Raw genomic sequence first — 23073 nt, forward strand, 5'->3', positions numbered from 1 at the left:
CCTAACCATGAATCTAGTTGGGTGGACCGCTTATTAGGTTTAATTAGCTACAATGTTTACCAATTTCCCAGGTACAGCGATGACTTTACGAACTGTTTTACCCGTTATTTCTTCGGTAATTTTGTCATTAGTGCGAGCGATTTGTTCTAGCTCATCTCGGCTCAAATCTTTTGCTACTGTGACCTTAGCTCTCACTTTTCCGTTTACTTGTAGCACTATTTCTACTTCGTCTTCTACCAATTTCGAAGCGTCAAACGTTGGCCATGACTCATACGTTATCGTTTCCGTATGACCAAGACGGTTCCATAGCTCTTCTGCCAAGTGCGGCGCGATTGGTGAAAGGAGTTGAACAAAACCTTCCGCGTATTTTTTCGGAACCGTCGTTGCTTTATATGCATCATTTATAAAAATCATCAACTGCGAAATGCCTGTATTGAAACGCAGATTTTCGTAGTGTTCAGAAACCATTTTCACCATTTGGTGGTAAGATTTCTCAAGGTCCAGATTGGCCTCTGTCGTGATTTTCGCGTTGATTTTTCCTGTTTCTTCCTCGATGAACAAGCGCCAAACGCGGTCTAGGAATTTGCGCGCTCCTTCTAGGCCATTTGCGTTCCAAGGAATCGATGCTTCAAGTGGTCCCATGAACATTTCGTAAAGGCGTAGTGTATCCGCGCCATATTGCTCAACTACGTCGTCTGGATTAACAACATTGCCACGAGACTTACTCATCTTCTCGTTATTATCGCCCAAAATCATGCCTTGGTTAAACAGTTTTTGGAATGGTTCTTTCGTTGGTACTACACCGATATCGTACAGGAATTTGTGCCAGAATCGCGCATATAGCAAATGCAGAACGGCGTGCTCTGCGCCACCGATATAGACATCGACTGGAAGCCATTTTTCAAGCTTTTCTTTATCCGCCAAAACTTCTTTGTTTTCTGGATCGATATAGCGCAAGAAGTACCAGCTAGAGCCTGCCCATTGCGGCATCGTATTCGTTTCGCGAACCCCTTTACGGCCATTGTCATCCACGACATTTACCCAGTCGGTCAAGTTCGCAAGTGGTGATTCGCCGGTTCCAGATGGTTTGATTTCGGTTGCTTTTGGAAGAAGCAGTGGCAATTCTTTTTCTGGAATCGTTGTTGTTTCGCCATCTTCCCAATGAATGACAGGGATCGGCTCGCCCCAATAACGCTGGCGACTGAACAACCAGTCACGCAGACGGAAACTGATTTTGCGTGTGCCTGCCTTATTTTCTTCTAGCCAATCAATGATTTTAGTAATCGCATCGTCTTTGTTTAGACCATTGAGAAATTCGGAATTAATGTGGTCGCCATCGCCGGTATAAGCTTCTTCTTCCACATTCCCGCCAGCAAGAACGGCTTTAATCGGCAAATGGAATTGTTTCGCAAAAGCGTAATCACGCTCATCATGTGCTGGAACCGCCATAATCGCACCAGTTCCATACTGAATCAAAACATAATCGGCGATCCAAATTGGCATTTCTTCGCCATTCACCGGATTAATCGCGTAAGCCCCTGTGAAAACGCCCGTCTTATCTTTCGCAAGATCTGTACGCTCCAACTCGCTTTTAAGCTCGACTTGCTTCTGATACGCTGTCACCGCTTCTTTTTGATCCGCCGTGACAATCTTATCCACCAAATCGTGCTCTGGTGCAAGAACTGCATACGTTGCTCCAAAAAGCGTATCCGGGCGCGTTGTAAATACGGTGAAGTTCGCATCGCTATCTTTCACTTGAAACGCGACTTCCGCACCTTCTGAACGCCCAATCCAGTTGCGCTGCATATCTTTAATGTTATCCGGCCAATCTACCAAATCCAAATCGTCCAGCAAACGATCCGCGTACGCCGTAATTTTTAGCATCCATTGACGCATCGGTTTACGGAAAACAGGATGTCCGCCGCGTTCACTTTTGCCATCGATGACTTCTTCATTCGCAAGCACCGTACCAAGCGCCGGACACCAGTTAACCGCAACTTCCGCCTCATATGCCAGCCCTTTTTCGTATAGTTTCGTAAAAATCCATTGCGTCCATTTATAGTAACTCGGGTCAGTCGTGTTGATTTCGCGGTCCCAATCATAAGAAAAACCTAGCGACTTGATTTGGCGCGTGAAATTCTCAATATTATGCGCTGTAAACTCAGCAGGATCATTCCCTGTGTCAATCGCGTACTGCTCCGCTGGTAGACCAAATGCATCCCAACCAATCGGGTGAAGCACGTTAAACCCTTGCATCCGCTTCATTCGCGAAATAATATCGGTCGCCGTGTACCCTTCCGGATGTCCAACATGGAGGCCTGAGCCTGATGGATAAGGAAACATATCGAGTGCATAAAAGTTCGACTTATCCGCGTCCTCCGTCGTTTTGAAAATCTTCTCGTTTTCCCATTTCTTCTGCCATTTCGGCTCCATCTCTTTGTGATTAAATGTCATAATCCATAACTCCCTTTCTATACTTGCTGCAAAAAAAAAAATCCCACAGCAAAAAAATGCCATGGGACGAGAGTAAAAAACCCCCGCGGTACCACCCAAATTAGTGTCTCCACTCAACTCAAGAATTCCTTAACGCGGAAAAAGGACGGCGGTTTTCACCACATCTATGCGTGCCGAGGCAAGTTCATACATCTTCGCGTGTGACTCGCACCAACCGTCACCTCTCTAAACGCCAAGAACCTGTACTACTGCTCCTCTTCTTTTGCTTCATCAATAGCTCTATTGTAGCTTATAAGGCGCACTTTGACAACCCTCTAAATTGGAGCTTTATCAAGCGCCGTCAACCAAATCATCTCGACTTTGTCATCCCAAAAACCAAAGCGTAATTCAATATTATTATCCCTATCTTCATACACCAGTTCCTGTTCATAACGATCGGATTTCGTTAAATTACGATAAGCTGAGCCATACGTACTCGTCACTTTATCGACAGAATCACCGAATTGGATACCACGACTTGTCGTTAATTTATCGCTACCATATTCGATATGTATCACCCTATTTTTATCGGCGTCTTCGATAGATACCCAGTATGTTGCCTTCTCTTTTTTCTTTGGAATGAGGACTTTTATCTCTTTTTGGAGACTTTTATCCGTGACTTCCTTCGATTTAAAATCTTTTTTCTGCGTCTCGGCGGCTAGCACCTGATCGATTTTAACCCCATTCACCGACTCCGAAGAAAGATCCGTTGAGGCAACCTGTTTATGAATTTCATGATACGGACTGCCCGTTACGAAAAACGTTTGCCTGAAAAAAATCGCCATCATTGCAATCAACAAAACAAGTGCTGCAAAGCCAATCCAATGTTTTCGAATGTTTATTTTCCCATAAAAAGCTGTGATGACCATCAAACAAATAATCGCCAGCACAAGATACACTATTATCATTTCCCCACTTCTTTCGTTTTTCCAAAGTAACCTAAAGATGTCTTAAAAATAGCATAAATACGCGGATAAAGCAACGATTGTCATACACCTATTTTGCCAATGGCTTGTATTTCATCAGTGGATATAATAGGAATCCTAGGAAGAATAGACCTAGACTAAGAGCGAACACGCGCCAATCCTCTGTTCCACTTTTGATAATCCAACAGGCGTATGTTAGTGCAAGCGCCGCGATGAAGCCGTCGAACCAACGTTTTCCAAGTGAATTTGTCTCGTATGTTGCGCCGGTTAGCGTCAATTTTAGCTGGAATAACGGCGAGATAAAATATTGGACGAGAAACGCGAGTGTCGAAACTTTGACCACGAAATCGTAAGCTGTTGCGATATTGCCAGAAAGTGTGGAAAGAATAAATAATTGGGACGCGCAACATGTCAAAATGAGGACAAGGACTGGCGTACCATTTTTATTCGTTTTAGCCAGAAACGGGAGGAAAAGTCCATTTTTTGCGGCTTGGTACGGCGCTTCGGAACTCATCATAATCCAACCGATTGCGGAGCCAAATAAGCAGACTAGTGCGAGTAAAGCCATGACTGCCGAACCACCGCTCCCCGTGACAACGTTTAGCGCATCGGCTAACGGACTCGCGGAATGTAATAGTTTGGATTTAGGGATGAGTCCAAGTGCAAGAATGGTAATTGTTGTGTAGAGACAAACCGAAATGATAAGGCCTGAAATGGTTGCAGCACGAACGGTTTTACCGGACTTAGCGCGTCCTGCAAACATCATGGCCGACTCGATTCCGATAAATGCCCAAAGCGTCACGATTGCCGCGCTGTTGACTTGGGATAACAAGCCTTGTTCTAGCCCACTCGTGTCTACAACCGGATGGTACCACTCGCCCATCACGGAGGATTGGAAAGCGAATAAACCGACAACGATAAATAGAAAGAAGCCGACGATTTTTGCAGCCGTGGCGATGAAATTAATCCGCCCAGCCCCGTTTACACCTTGAATGATGATTAGGCAAACACCCCATAAAAGCAGCGAGCAAATGATAAATGTCAGCAATTGGCCTAGCCCTAGTTGATAGGAACCCATCGTGAACACGACCTTTTTACTATTAAGTACTGGGAAAAAGACGGATAAGTATCCTGCAAATGAGGTGATGATGGACACATTTCCTGCCCAGTTAGCGACCCAGTAACTCCAAACAGCAATAAATCCTGCGAGCCGTTTTAGTTTTGGATTGCCAAATAATTCGAACGCATGGCTTTGCGCACCACTTGTTAAGTCTGGTCGTCGCACAGCCAAATTTCCGAATACGAGCGCGATCATTAAAACGCCGGTTCCAGTTAAAATCCACGCTAGCATAATCCCAAGCGGGCTTGCTACGGCCGCCATTTGCCGTGGTAACATGAAGATTCCTGATCCAATCATGTTCCCTACTACTAAAGATGTTAATACGAGATAGCCCATTTTTTTTGTTTGTTTTGTTCATTTTCTCTGCCCCCAAGTCAATTTAGCACATTACCAAGTTAAAGTATTTTTATATCATAGCATAATGATAACTCCTCCGCAACCCTGAAAAATATGATAAAATAGCAGGGATGATTATTTCAAGTTTGAAGGAGTTTGACAAAAATGAACCCATTTCCATATACGAACGATAATAAACGATACCACACGTGGAATTACTGCTTGCGTGACCATTTTGGCTACAAGGTTTTTAAAGTAGCGCTTGATGGGGGCTTTGATTGTCCAAACCGCGATGGTACAGTGGCGCACGGTGGTTGTACTTTTTGCAGTGCGGCGGGGTCTGGTGATTTCGCTGGGGATCGGGTGGATGATTTGCAAACCCAGTTCCATGCGATTAAGGACCGGATGCACACGAAATGGAAGGACGGCAAATATATGGCCTATTTCCAAGCGTTCACGAATACGCACGCCCCTGTTGCCGAACTGCGCGAAAAATACGAATCCGTGCTGACCGAGTCAGGCGTCGTGGGACTTTCAATTGCTACGCGCCCTGATTGCCTTCCTGATGACGTTGTAGACTACTTAGCCGAGTTAAACGAGCGAATCTACCTCTGGGTGGAACTTGGGCTCCAAAGTGCGCACAACGAGACTGGCGTGCTGATCAACCGAGCGCACGATTACGATTGCTACGTGGAAGGCGTTGAAAAATTACACGCTCGCGGCATTCGCGTTTGTACGCACATTATCAACGGCCTGCCCCGCGAAACACCAGAAATGATGATGGAAACCGTGCAAAAAGTCGTGAAAAGCGGCGTTGCAGGCATCAAAATCCACTTATTACACTTGCTAAAAGGCACACCAATGGTTCAGCAATACAAAAATGGTGAGCTGAAATTTTTTAACGAAAGACGATTATGTCAGCCTTGTTTGCGACCAGCTCGAAATTCTGCCTCCGGAGATGGTCATTCATCGCATTACAGGAGACGGTGCTATCGAAGACTTAATTGGCCCGATTTGGAGCTTGAATAAATGGGAAGTATTGAATTCGATTGACGCTGAACTCGTCAGGCGCGATAGTTGGCAAGGAAAATTTCACAAAATAGCAAAGGCTGGTAATGAAGCATGAACTTAAAAAGCATTTTACCATTCAGTCACGACCTGCTGACTCGTATTATTTTGCCTGGTGATACCGTCATCGATGCCACGATTGGAAACGGCCACGATACAGCTTTTTTAGCGGATTTAGTTGGCGTAAATGGTCACGTATTTGGCTTTGATATCCAGCAAGAAGCCATCGATACCACGACACAACTGCTCACCGAGAAACATGTTGCCGACCAAGTTACACTTCTACGCGAAAGTCACGCAAATATGGCGGAGCTCCTGCCACAACAAACCGAAATCAAAGCAGCTATTTTCAATCTCGGCTATCTTCCGGGCGGCGACAAAACAATCACGACACTCGCCGGCTCTACTTTAAAAGCCATTGATGCCGCCCTATCTCTACTTACCGTCGGCGGCATCGTGATTCTAGTCATTTACCATGGACATCCCGAAGGCCAAACTGAGAAATCAGCCGTGCTACATTATGCCGAAGCGCTTTCCCAAGAACAGTTTCACGTCTTAGAATACCGCTTCATCAATCAACGCAATAACCCACCTTTTGTGATTGCCATCGAAAAACGACAAATAAAACCAGTTTCCGCGAAATAAGGTGGGAACTGGTTTTTGTTTGAAATGAAATTTCACTAACTGTATACTTAACTTAAAATATCAAGAAAGTAGGGTGGTTCACATGTTCGGTATCTCGATTTATTTATCCAGCGACCATGATTTTGAAACAACAATCCAGCAAGCATCCAAAAACGGCTTTTCGCTCATTTTCAGTTCCTTACATATTCCGGAAGAAAATCCTGCAAACTATCGCTACCTGCTCACACGACTAGGCGCTGCAGCAAACGCGCATGACATGCAATTAATTCTCGATATTTCTTCTGAATCACTGGCGCACATCGGCCTCAAGATTGACAATGCCGACCAACTACCGAACTAGGCGTCACTGGTCTACGCGTCGATTACGGCCTCACCACAGCTGAAATCACAAAACTCGCCGAGAAAATCAAAATCTACCTCAACGCCAGCACGATTGACAGCACATTTTTAGACGCACTTATACAAGCCGGCGTCGATATCTCGCAAGTTGAGGCCTTCCATAACTACTATCCAAAACCGCACACAGGTCTCGATATTCCCTTTTTCAAGCAAACAAATGCATTTCTACACCATCATGGCTTAAAAATTGCAGCTTTCGTGCCCGGCGACAGTGAAAAACGCCAGCCCTTGTTCGAAGGCTTACCTACACTCGAAAAACACCGTTACAGCCACCCGTTCGCTGCAGCACTTGAACTAGAAACACTCGGCGTTGACAACATCTACATTGGTGATCCATCACTACAAACGCAAACTACCGAGCAATTCGCCGCCCTCGCCAAAGATGGCACGCTTTTACTTAACTGTAAACTAGCTCCAAGCCTTGACCCACACATCAAAAAATATCTACTAAACCCAGATAATAACCGCATGGACCCAGCACGCGATCTCATTCGCTTAGAAAAATCCCGACCAGCTTTAGCAAAACTCGACATCTCACCCACATTATCAAACACACGTCCAATAGGTAGCATTCTCATCGACAACAACCTATTTGGACGTTATCAAGGCGAAATCACGATAGCCCTCCGCGACTTACCCGTTGAACCAAAAACAAATAACATCGGTCACGTCACGCCAGAATCCATTGGCCTACTCCCCTTCGTAAAACCTGGACAGGCGCTCCAATTAAGACAACATCACTAGCCGATATAACCAAAGAAGATTCCGCTCACTTTAACAAGAGCAGAATCTTCTTAGCTTTATAAACCTTTACAGCGTCAACATTTACTGCGCGGTTAAAGTTTTTTCAACTTCTATGGCTGGCCCACCACCGAAACGAGCAACTTTACTCGAACCAAATGGAGACATCACATTTTTCGTATCTAAAATTAAAGCACTGTTCGCAAGTATCTGTTCCTTATCAAAAAGGTCGTGGCACGTCAACATGATAACAAGGTCATAAGACGCAAAACTACTGTAATCGAGTGGAATCGTCTCCTTGATCACACCGTCATAATTCCTGTACTTCGTTGCTAAAGGATCGCAAAAATCCACGCTAGCCCCGGCTTTTACAAGATTTTCATAAACCGAAATACTTGGCGATTCACGCAGATCATTAATATTCTCCTTATACGCCATACCTAGCAATAAAACACGCGAACCACTTAATGCTTTTTGTTTACTGTTCAAAGTCTTCATCGCCTTGTGAACAACATGCTCCGGCATTTGATGGTTTGTTTCCTGGGCCAACTCAATAAAACGACTGAAAAAATTAACTTCTTTCGCTTTCCAAGACAAGTAAATTGGATCTAGTGGAATACAGTGTCCACCAATTCCTGGGCCCGGATTAAATCGCATAAATCCAAATGGTTTTGTGCTAGATGCTTCAATTGTCTCCCAAATATCAATATCTAACTTTTCGCACAATAATGACATTTCATTAATAAAAGCTATATTGATACTGCGGAACGTATTTTCAAGAAGCTTACTCATCTCTGCAACTTCTGTCGATGCTACCGGTACCACATGATTAATAACCTGTTCGTATAAAGCCGTCCCAACTTGCATCGAAATAGGTGTCATACCGCCTAATACTTTCGGTGTATTTTCTGTTTGGTATGTTTTATTGCCGGGGTCCACTCGCTCTGGTGAATAACATACATAGAAATCCTCGTCTAGCTTCCAACCATCTCTCTCAATCGGCGCATAAAGTAATTCCTTAGAAGTACCTGGATATGTCGTGCTTTCCAACACCACAACCGTATTAGGCGTCATGTTCGCGCGAATCATATCCACAGCACTCACAATGTACGAAATATCTGGCTCATACGATTTGGTAAGCGGTGTCGGTACACAAATAATGATGGCATCTGCTTTTGCTAAACTTTCAGAATCTGTAGTAGCAACAAATCGTTCCTTTCCAATCAATTTTGATAAACGTTCCGATGTGATATCCATAATATCAGATTTACCTTGATTAACAAGCGTTACTTTCGGCTCGCTCGGATCAAAACCAATCACCTGAAAACCCGCTTCGGCAAAGGAAATAGCTAGTGGTAAACCAACATAACCTAGTCCCATAACCGCTATAACCGCTTCTTTTTTTATTCAAACTATTTTTTATTTTCTCAAAATTATTCATCCCATCACTCCTTTTTATATACCTTAACGTGTTCCCCATTTATCGACACGTAACGTTGCCAACGCAGTTAAACGAACAATATGAATAGTAAAAAAATGGATAAGTCCATAAATCGGTGCCATTAAATAACAGAGTGGATATTTAAACATATAATGCACATTCCTTGCATAAGCAGATAGACAAGCCAGAATTAAGTAAAATACCCAATCGACCCATGTCAAATCCCAGAAATGCCAAATAATATTATAACCAACAGCGGCTAGGAAAATAATCCATAGCACAATCTCAACGAAAGACCATAAAAATACAATTGGATGTGAGAAAATCATACGCATCGATATAAATGTCTCCCTAAAAAACGATTTACTCCATCGTGTTTGCTGTTTTAAAAAGACACGCATCGTATCCGGAACATCCGTGATACACTCTGCCGTTGATTGATAAATCGTAGTGCCTTTCTCAATCGCATAGTTTGTTAGACAACGATCGTCTCCAACAGATGCAGGGACGCCAAGAACTGTCTGGTTCAAATATCGCTGTAGATTATCCATCACAACCTCGCGTCGATAGCAACTAATCGGACCTGAGCAAACAAGAATGTGTCCAGTCACTGACTGTGAGGCACGCTCCACACGAAAAGCATTATCATAACGCATATCCAAAAGTCGTGTTAGCAAATTAGTATCACGATTACGAGCATTAATATGGCCTGTCGCTGCCATCACTTTTTCATCAGCAAATGGCCTCATTAATTCATAAAGTGTGTCTGGAAAAATCTCTCCATCAGAATCCATTGTAAAAAATATGTCCCCTGTAGAGTGTTCAAAAGCGTAGGCCTGTGCATGCCGTTTTCCTTGATTCTTCTCCATCTCGTGAATAATGATATTCTTCGTATTTGGCAAATCAGCTTCTGCTACGTATTTCCGCAAAGCAATCACTGCCTCTTTCGATTTACTACCGTCATCCACAAAAAAGATTTCATGTATTGGATAGGTTTGTTTCTGAATCGTCTCCATCAACCGTAGAATTGCATCACTCGACTCATTATAAGCTGGAATAACAACCGTTACTTTCAAATTTGGTGGTTCATTTTTCTTCGGTTTGTAGAACATAGATAACGTCATTTTAATAATAAGGTAAATAACCATACCCCATCCATAAATACTAAATGACGTCGAAATATTCCCCGTTCTCCAAAAACCAATCATCTCTAGCATCGCTACACAAAGTACAAAACCAAATAGCGAGATAATAAAAGATGACTTCTTCCGTCCCTCTTCAAACATTCTGCCAACTCCCTCATTTAGTTGCGAAAAATCGCAATACTCTTTTTTACACAAAAAAATAATTTAGACTAACTATTCAGAAAATATTTAACGATATATAATACTTATAGCCTAAATTTAGTACTCATATTAAATTATATTCCCGCACACAAATATACTGTTGCACTATACTTATTATACATATCCATCCAAGTAGATTCAATAGGCTCAGAAATGTTTCACACTTTGTACATATCCTAGTATTTTTTGTATAGATTTCCCCATAAACTATGCAATTTACCATCTCTTTTTTAGAATACTTTACTTTCCCCCATTTGTAAAAATTAGTATATTCGCAATAATTTATATATTGATGTATCTTGTTAAATTAAAATAGAACAGTTAACGCTATGGCACATAGTTATGTTACTATTTTGCAATTCGCATGAATATGCTTCGTTTTTACTATCAAGCTTTTCCTATACGTACATTAGCATAGATTTAACATCACTCCTTTTTACCGAATAATAATTTTCATCTGAAGATATGCACCTAAAATGATCACTTCAGCAATTAAAAATGCAATATCTATTATCTACAAGCATTCCATCAATATTTTTATATCAAATATTTACTATCTTAGCTTAAGTATACATGCAAGGTTCCACATATTCAAGCTTTCATAAAAAGATTCACCATACGTTCACAAAAACCTCTTGAACATTGGATGTTAGCCCTTACATCGTATGGTTTTTTTTTGGAATTCCGCTCAAATTCGCATCAAAATTGCAAAAAGCACCTCGCCCAAACGGCTCGATGCTTCTACATTCATCTTATTATTTTCCAAAATCATACTTATTTTCTACATACACATCATACCAAATCATGAAAATAACAACCGTCCAAATTTTGCGGCTATAGTCGTGTTTTCCAGCACAATGATCGTCTAGTAATTGCAAGACATATTTTTTATTAATGAGGTGATCTGTTGGTGAATCGCGGATGATATCTTTGACCCACTGATTCATCTCATCTTTTAACCAATGACGAATCGGTACTGGGAATCCAAGCTTACGACGATTTAAAACGTGTTCTGGTACGAATGCTTCTGCTGCTTTACGCAACACGTATTTCGTTGTACCATTCGTTGTTTTAAGCGACGCTGGGATGTCTTTTGCGACACGGAAGACTTCTTTATCCAAGAACGGTACACGTACTTCTAGCGAGTTCGCCATCGTCATTCGATCGGCTTTTAGCAAGATGTCGCCGCGCATCCACGTATGGATATCAATATATTGCATCCGCTCCACAGGGTTGTATCCCACTGTTTCCGCGTACAACGGATCGGTAATTTTTGTGTAATCGTGGCCAGCTTGATATTTCGGTAACAAGATTTTTTTTCTCGGCTTCTGTAAACATCTTTGCGTTACCAATATAACGTTCTTCCATCGGCGTTGTTCCACGTTCCAGGAAACTTTTACCACGCATTCCCTCAGGCATAACATTTGCGACACCGCGAAGCATTGATTTCAAAACAGCTGGCATTTTGTTAAACATCGACAGCGAATTCGGTTCATTATAAATATTATACCCACCGAAAAGTTCATCCGCGCCTTCTCCTGATAAAGCAACCGTCACATGTTTACGCGCTTCACGGGATAGGAAATAAAGCGGAATCGCAGCCGGATCTGCCAACGGATCATCCATATGCCAAACAATTTTCGGTAATTCATCCATGTATTCTTGCGGTGTAATAATATAACTAATGTTCTCCACGCCTAATTTCTCAGCCGTTTCCTTCGCTACGTCAACCTCACTGAAGCCATCACGTTCAAAACCAACAGAGAACGTTTTAATCGCGGGATGGTATTCTTTTGCAATCGCAGCAATAATCGAGGAATCAATCCCACCCGACAAGAACGAACCGACTGGCACGTCACTGCGCATATGCATTTTTACAGAATCATACATTACGTCGCGAATTTCTTTAATAAACGTATCTTCTGATTTCGCAACTGGTTGGAACTTCGCCTTCCAGTATTGACTAATTTGCATCGATTCGCCGATTTTCTTCGTGAAATAATGACCCGGCTCTAAGCGCTTGATACCTTGCGTTAAAGAATCCGGTTCTGGAACAAACTGGAATGTCATATAATTTTGCAAAGATACTTCATCCAGTTTTGTCGATTTCAGCGCATGCAAGATTGATTTTTTCTCGGAACCCATGTAAAGTTTTCCATCTTCTTCTGCATAGAAAAATGGCTTGATACCGAATGGATCGCGGGCACCGTAAATTTTCTCCTCTTGCTTATCCCAAATAACAAAGCCAAACATACCGCGCAATTGTTCCGCCGTTTTTTCCTTATATTTGGCATATGTAGCAATAATAACCTCTGTATCACTGCTCGTCTCAAACGTCATACCTTCGTTCACCAAGTTCTCACGCAGTTCTACATAATTATAAATTTCACCATTAAAAATTATCCAATAACGTTCATTCTCATACGTTAGCGGCTGATGACCGTTCTCCACATCAATAATACTGAGGCGACGGAAACCAAACTGAACATGCTCATCCGTAAAATAACCCTCATCATCCGGGCCACGGTGTGTAATCATGTCGTTCATTTGCTTAAACGTTTCCTTCTCTTCGCCAGTAATTTCAGCAATGCGGTCATGTACGCATCCAATAAATCCACACATCGTCACATTTCTCCTCTATTTTTAAACTATTTATGTCCATTTTTTCAACAACGTCTATCATATCATAAATAGGCTTTGTTTGAACAGCATCCCGCAAAAAAAAAGACCCAGAAAAATCACGTAAACATGAACTTCCTGAATCTCTATTTGATTTATACATGCACCTGTATAGCATCATGCCTAAGCAAGTACAAAATTAATTATCTGTATGCTTCAATACTGGACGGTCATGTAGTGGTTGAACTTTACGATTGTTTCCATCATAGTATTTGTTGAATTCTTCAATTTGTTCTTTTGAAACTTCTACTGGGGTGGACATAACATACCATTCCACGTTTTCAGACAGTGGTGGTGTTGTTAAAGAACCTAGATAGTGATAGTACGATTTATTAGTTGGTAGTAAAGCTGCTACGTCAATTGGCTCGCTAACTGCTGTTTTTTCGCCTTTTTTAACATTGTTTAAAATGCTTTGGAAAGCTGGATTTGCTTTACCTTCTGTGAAGAAAACGCCGATAACTGCTAGACGGCTATCTTGATTTTCATTTACAAAGTGGGCTTCGATTGGATAATGTTTACCATCCACTGTGTGCTCACTTTCTGCGTGAAAATGGAATTGATTTAATTCAAATTTGCGTCCGTTGATAGTCGCTTGTCCACCGTCATCCACTTGGATACTATGGCCGTTGTCAACTTCATCGGTCACTTTTTGATTGTAGTTTAATTCAATAGTCCCTGTGTCCTTCATCGGCTCTGTTTTTGCTGTTTCAATGTTGATTGGGGACTGCGTATCGCCTGCTTCAAATTGCCACGATTTTTGATCATGGTAGTCTAAATGATCCTCATGTTTTGCTGTTGTTTCTGTTTTTGCTGTTGTTTCCTCTTTCTTCGTGTCGCTTGTATCGCTATTGCCACAACCTGCCACAAGGATAAGTGATGCCGCGATTGCTGAAGCTGCTAATAATTTTGTTTTCATATTGAAAACTCCTTTCGTTAAGTAACTTAATTATTATATTACATAATGATTCATTTGTGTGTGTATTTTTTGTGACGAAATCATGGTCTTTTTGCAAAAAAACTAGTAAAAATGTAAAAAACCTAGCTTGAATGGCTCCAAAGCTAGGTTTTAAAATATTAATTTATGTTTGCAGTTTCTAATAAAAATTCTTTCATCTGTGGCGCTTTGTCCACTTTTTCCCATGGCAAGTCTAAATCCAATCTTCCAAAATGACCAAATGCCGCGGTTTGACGGTAAATAGGACGACGTAGATCAAGCATCTTGATAATTCCAGCTGGACGTAGGTCGAAAAATTTATTGACCGCATTGATTAAGTCTTGCTCACTGTAGTTACTCGTTCCGTATGTGTCAATCGAGATGGATACGGGATGTGCTACACCAATGGCATAGGCTAGTTGTACTTCTACCTTTTTAGCAAGGCCGGCTGCGACGATATTTTTTGCAACGTAACGTGCGGCATAAGCGCCTGAACGATCCACTTTTGTCGGATCCTTACCAGAAAAAGCTCCGCCGCCATGACGTGCGTAACCACCATATGTGTCTACGATAATTTTGCGACCTGTTAAACCAGCATCCCCTTGAGGTCCACCGATAACGAAGCGGCCTGTTGGATTGATGAAGTATTTGGTTTCCTCATCAAGGAGCCTTGCATCAATCACTTCTTCTATCACTAGCTTGTGCAAGTCTGTTGCGATTTGTTCTTGTGAAATGTCTGGATGATGTTGTGTCGAAATGACAATCGTATCCACGCGAATTGGTTGATTATTATCATCATATTCCACGGTCACTTGTGTTTTCGCATCTGGACGTAGATAGGTTAACACATTATTTTTGCGTAGTTCCGCGATTTTACGGGATAATGCATGTGCCAATGAGATTGGAAGTGGCATCAATTCCTCCGTTTCATCTGTTGCAAAACCGAACATCAACCTTGATCTCCTGCACCAATTGCATCGATTGCCGCGTCTTCAGCGGAACCATCGCGGGATTCTAAAGCGACATCCACACCTTGCGCGATATCTGGTGACTGCTCATCAATAGCTGTCAAAACAGCGCACGTTTCTGCATCAAAACCATATTTTGCACGTGTGTAACCAATTTCTTTAATCGTATCGCGCACGATTTTTGGAATATCCACGTAAGTAGATGTTGTTATTTCTCCCGCTACGAGTACCAATCCTGTCGTTACTGTCGTTTCACAAGCTACGCGAGCATCGGCATCTTTCGTTAAAATTGCATCCAAAATCGCATCTGAAATCTGATCTGCAATCTTGTCTGGATGTCCATCAGAAACAGATTCTGACGTAAATAAATGACGGTTTCTTGCCATTCTTTGTTTCCTCCTTTTTCTTCTCCATCGCGAAGTGGTTTTGCAAAAATGCGAACTTATCGTCTGTTTCCTTGTAGTCTCGTTCACGCTTTCATGTGACATGTTTTAGCATCATGCCAACAAAAAAACCTTCTCCCTATTTGCCAATTGCGCGCGGAATAGAGAGAAGGCTATTATTTACAATACCTTCGCTCTCATCGATCAGGAAATCACTTCCTGCCACAGGTTAGCACCTTACAATACATGTAGGTTGCCGGGTTTCAAAGGGCCAGTCCCTCTACCGCTCTGGATAAGAGTTTAATTTAGTTTTCTACTGTTTTTCACTTTGTTTCAAAATGCTGATATATCGATATTCTCAATTATTTGCTTGTCATTGCTTTTCTCTCTTTTTCAAAAGTTAGTGGCAATCGGTGGGCAGATAATCCATACAACTTATCGACTAAATACCATTATAGAATTAAATTAGATATTTAGCAAGGATTTATTTCGCTAACTCATTTAATTCTGATGACACTCTAAAGCCGTTGCTATTATATGTGCCGTCTTCCTTCTTGTTTAGTGGGGCGCTAAAAGAAATATCTTTGTCGCCGTTCACGTAGCCATGTAAAATGATAGTCCCCATAGGCGTAACTACATAATCAGTAAAGTCTATTTTTTTCAACATTGTAGTGGTCATTTATTTCTTTTACTACTAAGGGTTTGTAAATCTCGGTTGTTTCCTCTGTCTTCACCTTTTCGTGATATTTCATCAACGCTATTCCCCCAGTTAATGTGGCAATCACTAATACTACAACCACTATTATTCGTATCATTTACACACCTCGCCATGTCTGCCCTGATGCTTTTTATTGCATTCAATTAATATTCAATGAATTTAATTCTTTAGAGACAACCATTCCCCCAGAATCATAATTTCCATCTTTATCTTTATGTAATGGTGCATCAAATAAATACGACTCTTTACCATTCACGTACCCGCTCAGGTAAATCGTATCCATAGGATTATTTTTCCAACCTTTGAATTCAACGCTATTAACACCCTCAAAATTAGCCTTCACAAAATCTTCTACTATCGGTTTATATTCATCCACGATAGCTTGATCTTGTTTTTTCTCTTCGTGTTTTTGCAAAAAAAATTCCCCCCACAATAACCAAAATAATAATTACCACACCTATTAATATGTTTTTGGATTTTCTTGCCATAAGTAACCCCCGCTGTTATAATTATTTTAAAATTAGTATAACATAGGAGGAAGAAATGACCAAAGAAAAATATACGCATAAAGAATATAACTGGTTGGATCAAGCTGCATACTCGGATGAAGTTCTCCATAAAGAAAGATTGATTTACGACCCTTCGAACTCGAAAGTCGCTAAATGGGAAGTGAAAGACTTTGTTAACAATGACGGGAAAAACGGAAGAAATAGCAGCGGCTTGCAAAGCATTGTTGTTGAAGATGTGAAAGACTTTAAAACAAATAAGAATAGCGACACCGTAGAATTAACTATAGCTTATCGAGGCACGCAGTCAGATAAATTTGCAGATTTAGCCACTGATGTGAATATACATACTGGTAGCGTTCAAGGCGCCCTGAAAAACAGTCAGTTCGATCAAGCTGATAAACAAGTCAAACTACTAAAAGAACAATATGCAAAGCAGGGAAAAAAATTAGTGGTTCATGTTACAGGTCATAGCTTAGGTGGCGCTATCTCATCTTATGTTGCTTATAAAAACCCTGACACTGTAAAGTCAGCGATGACCTTCTCAGCTCCAAACGTATACAGTATGATGTCTCCTGATATTCAAAAGCAAATCCGTGACGGCTTTTTTAAAGATCGTATGCAAAATATCACGAACAAGCATGACATCATCGGCAGGATGAATGAAAAAGCGCCATATGGCGGGCGCCAAGTCGTCATTGACAATAGATTGATGGGCGCATTAGGATTCTTAGGTGCTCACGATATTAAAAGTTTCGTATTTAATAACGGCGGTTCCATCGATACAGAGCCTATAAAAATAACGCCTCACCTAATAAAGAAAGCTATTGGGCAGTATAAACAAGTAGCATCCATGTATGAAGAAAAATTGAAAAGCACAAACAAAAAATTGCGAACGACCTAGAAGATGCAGAGCGCAGAATAAAACACGAATTCATGGCGAAAGTTGGTACTGAATATCGCGGTATCACACAAGGAGAAGTCGAACAACTATTCGTCTATACCACACAAGGGAAAGGAACATTTTTCGACCGCACCACTTCAAACGATTTTCAAAAAGAATTTAAAAAAGCTATCGATGAAGCGAACGATTTCGCAAGCGCCTTAGAACATGCTTTATCACAAATGAACGAAACAGACCATCTGCTTAGTCGTGTATCTTATATTAATTAAAGGGGATGTTGTACAATGTCAAATCAAGCGTTTGATGCTGGGGGCTTAGTATCAGAACGAGGCGATAGCTTATTGCGTTGTCAAAGAGATTTATTCCAAAAAATCAGTCATGAAATTGAAAGTATTGCACATCAAAAAAAATAAAATAAAAGAACTTGAAGAAGTCGAAAGCAAGGCGATAGAAGCGCACACAACTGTCTGGCAGGGATTCGAAGGAAAGAGTGGGAAAGCCGCCGTAAAGGACGCGCTTGATATTTATAAAAAAAGTAAGCACGCATAGAGATATCGCTGAAACCTTCATAAAAAGCATCGTAACGCCCGCTAAAGGCAGGTTTTAATTATGTAACCCCCAATCAACCGACTGGGGGTTTTGTTCATGTTATTTTTTCTTAGGATACCTTTCCACACCAAGTAAATAGCCGTATTGCATCCCTAGTGTGCATTTCAATCAGCCGTTAACTTTCCCTACTACATTGATTGTCTCGCCTTTTTTACGTGCGAACGAAGGTTTTCCGCCCTATTTATAGGGTCAGCTCTATATATTGGAAAATATATGTTGTATTAGGATTTACAGTGTCAAAATAGTTTGCAACCGAAGCTGAGTAATAACCAGTCTTGCCTAGATAATTAATCTTGAGGCAGCCATTTTCAGGTTGTCCCAATCCACTTGTACTGAGGCGTGCTACGATAAAGTAAACGTTAGCTTTCATTCTTATTGTCACGCATAAAAATTTTTCATATCTACTCCTACTTCTTTTTTCGAATATCACATGTACGGTTATCCGCAACGACACTGTACCCAAAACGTCCAGCTGGCTTGAGAAATGGCAGATACATAATTAAGCCAATGAGTCCTGTTAGTGGAAAACGCAACAACATCCGACGAATCGCGAAAAAGCCTTTCTTGGCGCTTCCATCTGGGGTAATGAGATGAATTTCGTGCATTAATGCTTCTTGTGAAAACCCCATATCATCTGCTTCTTGAAGTGGCCTCCAATCGATGACGTGCATCCAGTCCAACCTTTCAAATACTCGTTTCGTAGCTTTGCAAAATCGGCAATTCTGATCATATAAAACAATATCCTTCATCCTTCATCATCTCCTTAAATTACGTTTCCTGCTTACCATTCTCGCCAAACTATGTTAAAATGAATTTTATACATTGGAATTTCCCATATTGTATGAATGCTTGGTTCACCAAAGGAGAAGAAACTATGATATTTTCGACGTTAACTTTGATTATTTTTGCGATTTTTATTATCGCTGTGTGCATTTTTGAATTTGTTTTGAAATGGCGCTGGTTCAAGTACTTTTTAGCAACAATGGGCTTGATTGCAAGTGCAGTTATTTTCTTTATTAGCTTTTACGGCGGCGGAGTTTCGCAAGCAGAAATCGCGATTTCGATTTTCATCGCTACACTTGGAGAGTATATTTTCTCCCTAATTATTAGTATCGTTGCTTGGATTCGTCGCATGTCAGATAAGAAAACCGTTTAAATTATCATTTGGAAAAAGTTGAGCCTCACGCGTTACCGGCTCAACTTTTTTTGTCTAGTTACTGGAATTCAGCGATACTAGTTCATATGTAATAATCGTCGTATCGTTCTCCCAGATGAGCTTAAGCGGCACCGCAATTCCGTTTGTCTCGCTCTCTTTTGTCGTACGGACTTCCACAGGCACATCGATTGGATAAATACGGTATCCTGCTTTCTCCAACTCAAAAAAGTTATCTGAAATCCGCTTCTCTTTCCCTTTTGTTACAATCATTGTATTGACTTCTAATGGCATTCCCATGCGTCTTACCTCCAATTATTTGATTTTAGTTGTCGCAATGCTTCTTGAATCACGACCTGCATTCCTTCATCGCGCATAAAAAAAACTGAACGACTCCTGCTGGACAATGCCCGCTAAGTCCCCTGCAATAAGCTTTGGACCTAACGTTTCCATATAATCCACCTGGTTCACAAAACTTGCTACCTTCGCCAAATAGACGCGTTTGCTGAAAATTCTCTCTACCGTCTTTACTTCATATTGCGCTATTACATGTAATTTGTCTAATTTTGCGCCTGTTTCTTCCATTGTTTCGCGTCTTGCCGTTTCTGCATTTGTCTCCCCAGGTTCACCTTTTCCACCAGGAAACTCGATGCCACGGCTTTTATGCGTCGTAAACAGCCAAGCGTCATGAAATTGTGCGATGACGAGCACATCATCTGCTTCTTGCTGGATATCAAAAGAAATCGATACCGTATTCCCAAGCGAATCCTGATACGTATACATGCCTATTCCCTTTCTTTTTTTCGAATTTGTGGTACGATAAAGAGGTTAAAATTCCTAAAAAATGAAGGTGAGTCGCAAAATGAAAAAAAATCATGTTAGGCGGTATTCGTCTTTATCGTAAATATATATCACCGCTAAAACCTGGAACTTGCCGGTTTTACCCTACTTGCTCGCAATATGGTATGGAAGCAATTACAGAGCATGGCGCTTTAAAGGGCGGTTGGCTAACACTTAAACGGATTTCTAAATGCCATCCTTTCCATAAAGGCGGTGTGGATTTAGTGCCGATTAAGTGCGAGCACCATCACCACCATTATAATGAAAAATAGGAGTAGGTGCAAGAAACGCGTGCTTGTAACCACTCTTATTTGCTGATTAAAAAAAGTATAACAAACTACTTGCCTTTTCGTGAGATATGCGGTATTATGGATTTCTAATGTTAAATCGTAATGGCTACGATTTATTATTTTTCAACATCAAATAAGAATCATTTCGATTTAGGGGGTTTCCTTTTTCATGAAAAAAATAGTAATGTTACTTAGTACAGTTCTGCTGATTTCTGTATTCATGGTCGGCTGTGGTAATAGCGACGCGAAGACGAAAGATGCGGATAAGTTGACAGTTTACACGACGGTTTATCCATTACAATACTTAGCGGCCCAAATTGGTGGCAAATATGTCGATGCGCATTCGGTGTATCCTGCTGGTTCCGACGCCCACAGCTTTGACCCCTCACAAAAAGACATGATGAATATTGCAGATAGCGACCTATTTTTCTATATCGGACTGGGTATGGAAGGTTTTGTTGATAAAGCGAAACAATCACTTAAAAATGAGAACGTGAAGTTTGTCGTGACGACAGATGGGTTGAAATTGCCTACTGTCGCGCATGAAGAGGAAGAACATGACCATGAGGACGATGAAGACGACCACGATCATGGCGATGTGAATCCACACGTTTGGCTGGATCCCAATTATATGGTGACGATGGCTGGCGTTGTACGGGATAATTTAAGCAAAGAACTTCCTGCGCAAAAAGCAACATTTGAGAAAAATTATGAGGATGTTGTATCGCAACTAAAAACATTGAATAACGATTACAAATCGATGGCTACGAGCGCGAAACATAAAGATTTCGTGACGGCACACGCGGCGTATGGCTACTGGGAGCAAGAATATGGCTTGAAACAAATCCCGATTGCTGGCATTTCAACGAGCGATGAGCCTTCTCAAAAGAAATTAACATCGATTGTGAACACGATTAAGAAAGATAAGATTCCATACATTTTATTGGAGCAAAACACAAATTCCAAGATTGCCGATGTTATCCAGAAAGAAACGGATACAAAGACAATGAAGCTTCATAATTTAGAGACGTTGACGCAAAAGGATATCGATGCGAAACGTGACTATATGTCGATTATGAAAGATAATTTAGCCGCGTTAGATAAAGCGTTGAATTATTAATTATAGGAAAGGCCGAGTGTGCGAAACACTCGGCCTTTTTGTATGCTATCGTTTTAAACGATGACGCTGAATTTTTTGTGATGCGGTTCTTGGGAGCGAATCTAAAAAGTGAAATTGGCGTGGTATTTTAAACTTCGCGATTTTCTGCTGACAAAATTCATAAAGTAGCGCGGTATCCATCGCCTCTTTTGCCACGATAAAAGCTACCGGTACCTCGCCCCATTTTTCGTCCGTTGCACCGACCACAGCCACCTCCAAAACATTCGGATGCGCAATCAAAACATGCTCGATTTCTGTTGGATAAATATTTTCACCACCAGATATAATCAAATCGGAACGCCTATCCAGCACGAATAGGAAGCCATCTTCATCTAAGTACCCGACATCACCAGTCTGGAACCAGTCATCCCCATCAAACGAAGCCTTTGTTGCGGATTCATTGTGCAAATATCCAGCCATGATGGAAGGTCCTTTTAGCAAAATTTCGCCATGTGCACTAATCTTGATTTCTGCTGGAAACAAGGGCTTTCCTGCCGATCCAATTTTCAGAAGCGCCTCTTCCGGCGGTAGCGTCACGATTTGTGAAGCCGTTTCCGTCATGCCAAACGATTGCACCAGCGGAATTCCTTTTTCAAAACAAGCCTCAAGCATCGATTTGTTCGCAGGACCTCCGCCAAGTAGCATGCACCGGAAGTTCGGATGATATCGCGTCGTAAAAACGTCCAGCAAACGCTGCGCCATCGTCGTTACCACTGAAATCATCGTCACCTCGCCACTCCGCAAAAATGCATCGACCCGAATCTCATCGAAATGTTCCTCCAAATAAACCGGAATCCCGTAAATCACCGAACGCATCAAAATCGATAGACCACTAATGTGGAATATCGGCACCGCACAAAGCCAACCATCACCGGCCTGCAAGCCAAGATTTAGCATCGATCCAGTCGCGCTCCACCAATGATTCCCGAACGTCTGCATCACGCCTTTAGGCTGCCCAGTCGTGCCCGACGTGTACATGATCGAAGCCACGTCCTCCATCGCAAAATGGGAAACGAGTGGAGCATCCAAAATCGGCGCCTCCATAACAGACGTAAAGGAAATCGCTAACATCCCGTTCACTTTTTCCGCAAACCCATCCACATAAAAACACCGCTCCACCTGCGCATCCCGCGTTTGAAACAAAATCTCCGTCGCCGTCAACCGATTATTCAGAAATACCGTCCGCGCCCCCAACTGCTGCAAGGCGTGAATCATCAAAAACGTCTCCCGATCATTCCTGCCAAGTAACGCGACATACATCTCAGCCCGAACACCGAACGACGCCAATTTTCCAGCCACTTCTTGCACTGCTTCATATAGCTCTAAAAAAGTTTCCTGCTTATCCTGAAAAACGAGCGCAGTCTTCCCGGGAGAAAGCCGCACTCGTTTTTCCAACCAATTGGTTAGTTCCATCA

At 41.7% G+C, this 23073-nt stretch carries 19 protein-coding genes, 5 pseudogenes, 1 riboswitch and 1 other annotated feature; of the genes and pseudogenes, 10 read left to right on the forward strand and 14 right to left on the reverse strand.

Translation table 11 applies throughout. The features are described from left to right. Positions 1-39 precede the first annotated feature (39 nt). The 3 genes from leuS to PCORN_RS08785 all read right to left on the reverse strand — a co-directional run bounded on the left by leuS (position 40) and on the right by PCORN_RS08785 (position 4875). Complete coding sequence (gene leuS, locus PCORN_RS08775) at positions 40-2454, reverse strand: leucine--tRNA ligase (protein WP_036079455.1); 2415 nt, start codon at positions 2452-2454, stop codon at positions 40-42. A 59-nt stretch (positions 2455-2513) separates the two neighbouring features. Next, positions 2514-2725: a binding site (T-box leader), on the reverse strand. 43 nt (positions 2726-2768) lie between these two features. Continuing rightward, a complete protein-coding gene (locus PCORN_RS08780) occupies positions 2769-3401 on the reverse strand; it encodes a hypothetical protein (RefSeq protein ID WP_149024296.1) in 633 nt (210 codons plus the stop codon). Between the two features lie 88 nt (positions 3402-3489). After that, on the reverse strand, positions 3490-4875 hold the full coding sequence (locus tag PCORN_RS08785) for an amino acid permease (protein ID WP_036079459.1): 1386 nt from the start codon (positions 4873-4875) through the stop codon (positions 3490-3492). A 156-nt stretch (positions 4876-5031) separates the two neighbouring features. Here PCORN_RS08785 and mnmL point away from each other — a divergent pair. The 4 genes and pseudogenes from mnmL to PCORN_RS20250 all read left to right on the forward strand — a co-directional run bounded on the left by mnmL (position 5032) and on the right by PCORN_RS20250 (position 7731). Then, a pseudogene (gene mnmL, locus PCORN_RS08790) lies at positions 5032-6001 on the forward strand (tRNA modification radical SAM protein MnmL/YtqA). Continuing rightward, the gene (mnmM, locus tag PCORN_RS08795; protein ID WP_036079461.1) at positions 5998-6588 is read left to right on the forward strand and encodes a tRNA 5-(aminomethyl)-2-thiouridylate-methyltransferase MnmM; all 591 of its coding nucleotides are present in this window, start codon (positions 5998-6000) and stop codon (positions 6586-6588) included. The pseudogene mnmL and the gene mnmM overlap by 4 nt, the downstream one beginning before the upstream one ends. 82 nt (positions 6589-6670) lie before the next feature. Beyond that, a pseudogene (locus PCORN_RS20245) lies at positions 6671-7296 on the forward strand (MupG family TIM beta-alpha barrel fold protein); the annotation flags it as partial. Between the two features lie 123 nt (positions 7297-7419). Further along, complete coding sequence (locus PCORN_RS20250) at positions 7420-7731, forward strand: phospho-sugar glycosidase domain-containing protein (protein ID WP_241433144.1); 312 nt, start codon at positions 7420-7422, stop codon at positions 7729-7731. 81 nt (positions 7732-7812) lie between these two features. Here PCORN_RS20250 and PCORN_RS08805 read toward each other — a convergent pair whose 3' ends face one another. The 7 genes and pseudogenes from PCORN_RS08805 to PCORN_RS08830 form a co-directional block, all read right to left on the reverse strand. Then, positions 7813-9108: a nucleotide sugar dehydrogenase gene (locus PCORN_RS08805; protein ID WP_051999339.1), complete on the reverse strand. Its 1296-nt coding sequence runs from the start codon at positions 9106-9108 to the stop codon at positions 7813-7815. 84 nt (positions 9109-9192) lie between these two features. After that, positions 9193-10455 carry a glycosyltransferase family 2 protein gene (locus tag PCORN_RS08810; RefSeq protein WP_036079463.1) on the reverse strand — a complete coding sequence of 421 codons (1263 nt, stop codon included), beginning with the start codon at positions 10453-10455 and terminating at the stop codon, positions 9193-9195. Positions 10456-11270: 815 nt separating this feature from the next. After that, a pseudogene (asnB, locus tag PCORN_RS08815) lies at positions 11271-13137 on the reverse strand (asparagine synthase (glutamine-hydrolyzing)). 196 nt (positions 13138-13333) lie between these two features. Beyond that, a complete protein-coding gene (locus tag PCORN_RS08820; protein WP_036079465.1) occupies positions 13334-14110 on the reverse strand; it encodes a carbonic anhydrase in 777 nt (258 codons plus the stop codon). A 158-nt stretch (positions 14111-14268) separates the two neighbouring features. Beyond that, a pseudogene (metK, locus tag PCORN_RS08825) lies at positions 14269-15482 on the reverse strand (methionine adenosyltransferase). Positions 15483-15673: 191 nt separating this feature from the next. Next, positions 15674-15778, reverse strand: a riboswitch (SAM riboswitch). 185 nt (positions 15779-15963) lie between these two features. Beyond that, positions 15964-16158 (reverse strand): DUF1433 domain-containing protein, encoded by a 195-nt coding sequence (locus PCORN_RS18370; protein WP_077913837.1) that lies wholly within the window; start codon positions 16156-16158, stop codon positions 15964-15966. A 178-nt stretch (positions 16159-16336) separates the two neighbouring features. Next, positions 16337-16612, reverse strand: a complete 276-nt coding sequence (locus PCORN_RS08830; protein ID WP_036079467.1) for a DUF1433 domain-containing protein — start codon at positions 16610-16612, stop codon at positions 16337-16339. A gap of 128 nt (positions 16613-16740) precedes the next feature. Between PCORN_RS08830 and PCORN_RS08835 the strand changes: the two genes are divergently transcribed. From PCORN_RS08835 to PCORN_RS20800, 3 genes are read left to right on the forward strand one after another with little or no spacing between them, the layout of a single operon-like run. Continuing rightward, on the forward strand, positions 16741-17607 hold the full coding sequence (locus PCORN_RS08835) for an alpha/beta fold hydrolase (RefSeq protein ID WP_036079469.1): 867 nt from the start codon (positions 16741-16743) through the stop codon (positions 17605-17607). 32 nt (positions 17608-17639) lie between these two features. Further along, positions 17640-17876 (forward strand): hypothetical protein, encoded by a 237-nt coding sequence (locus PCORN_RS08840; RefSeq protein ID WP_036079471.1) that lies wholly within the window; start codon positions 17640-17642, stop codon positions 17874-17876. A gap of 15 nt (positions 17877-17891) precedes the next feature. Further along, entirely contained in the window at positions 17892-18020 is a 129-nt protein-coding gene (locus PCORN_RS20800) for a hypothetical protein (RefSeq protein ID WP_277620177.1), read from the forward strand. A 603-nt stretch (positions 18021-18623) separates the two neighbouring features. Here PCORN_RS20800 and PCORN_RS08850 read toward each other — a convergent pair. Beyond that, the gene (locus PCORN_RS08850) at positions 18624-18965 is read right to left on the reverse strand and encodes a thiol-disulfide oxidoreductase DCC family protein (RefSeq protein ID WP_036079475.1); all 342 of its coding nucleotides are present in this window, start codon (positions 18963-18965) and stop codon (positions 18624-18626) included. 125 nt (positions 18966-19090) lie between these two features. Between PCORN_RS08850 and PCORN_RS08855 the strand changes: the two genes are divergently transcribed. Further along, entirely contained in the window at positions 19091-19372 is a 282-nt protein-coding gene (locus tag PCORN_RS08855; RefSeq protein WP_036079479.1) for a hypothetical protein, read from the forward strand. 54 nt (positions 19373-19426) lie between these two features. Here the strand turns inward: PCORN_RS08855 and PCORN_RS08860 are convergent, their stop codons facing one another. Together PCORN_RS08860 and ytkD are read right to left on the reverse strand one after the other, a co-directional pair. Continuing rightward, complete coding sequence (locus PCORN_RS08860) at positions 19427-19669, reverse strand: DUF2584 domain-containing protein (protein ID WP_036079485.1); 243 nt, start codon at positions 19667-19669, stop codon at positions 19427-19429. 5 nt (positions 19670-19674) lie between these two features. Next, positions 19675-20152: pseudogene (gene ytkD, locus PCORN_RS08865) on the reverse strand (RNA deprotection pyrophosphohydrolase). A gap of 92 nt (positions 20153-20244) precedes the next feature. Between ytkD and yidD the strand changes: the two are divergent. Then, positions 20245-20481, forward strand: a complete 237-nt coding sequence (gene yidD / locus PCORN_RS18375; RefSeq protein WP_077913839.1) for a membrane protein insertion efficiency factor YidD — start codon at positions 20245-20247, stop codon at positions 20479-20481. 187 nt (positions 20482-20668) lie between these two features. Then, positions 20669-21619, forward strand: a complete 951-nt coding sequence (locus PCORN_RS08870) for a metal ABC transporter substrate-binding protein (protein ID WP_036079486.1) — start codon at positions 20669-20671, stop codon at positions 21617-21619. A 45-nt stretch (positions 21620-21664) separates the two neighbouring features. Here PCORN_RS08870 and PCORN_RS08875 read toward each other — a convergent pair whose 3' ends face one another. Further along, positions 21665-23071, reverse strand: coding sequence for an o-succinylbenzoate--CoA ligase (locus PCORN_RS08875; RefSeq protein ID WP_036079488.1), 1407 nt, complete (start codon positions 23069-23071; stop codon positions 21665-21667). Positions 23072-23073 lie beyond the last annotated feature (2 nt).

Origin of the sequence: Listeria cornellensis FSL F6-0969, assembly GCF_000525855.1 — a bacterium.
GTDB classification, from domain to species: domain Bacteria; phylum Bacillota; class Bacilli; order Lactobacillales; family Listeriaceae; genus Listeria_A; species Listeria_A cornellensis.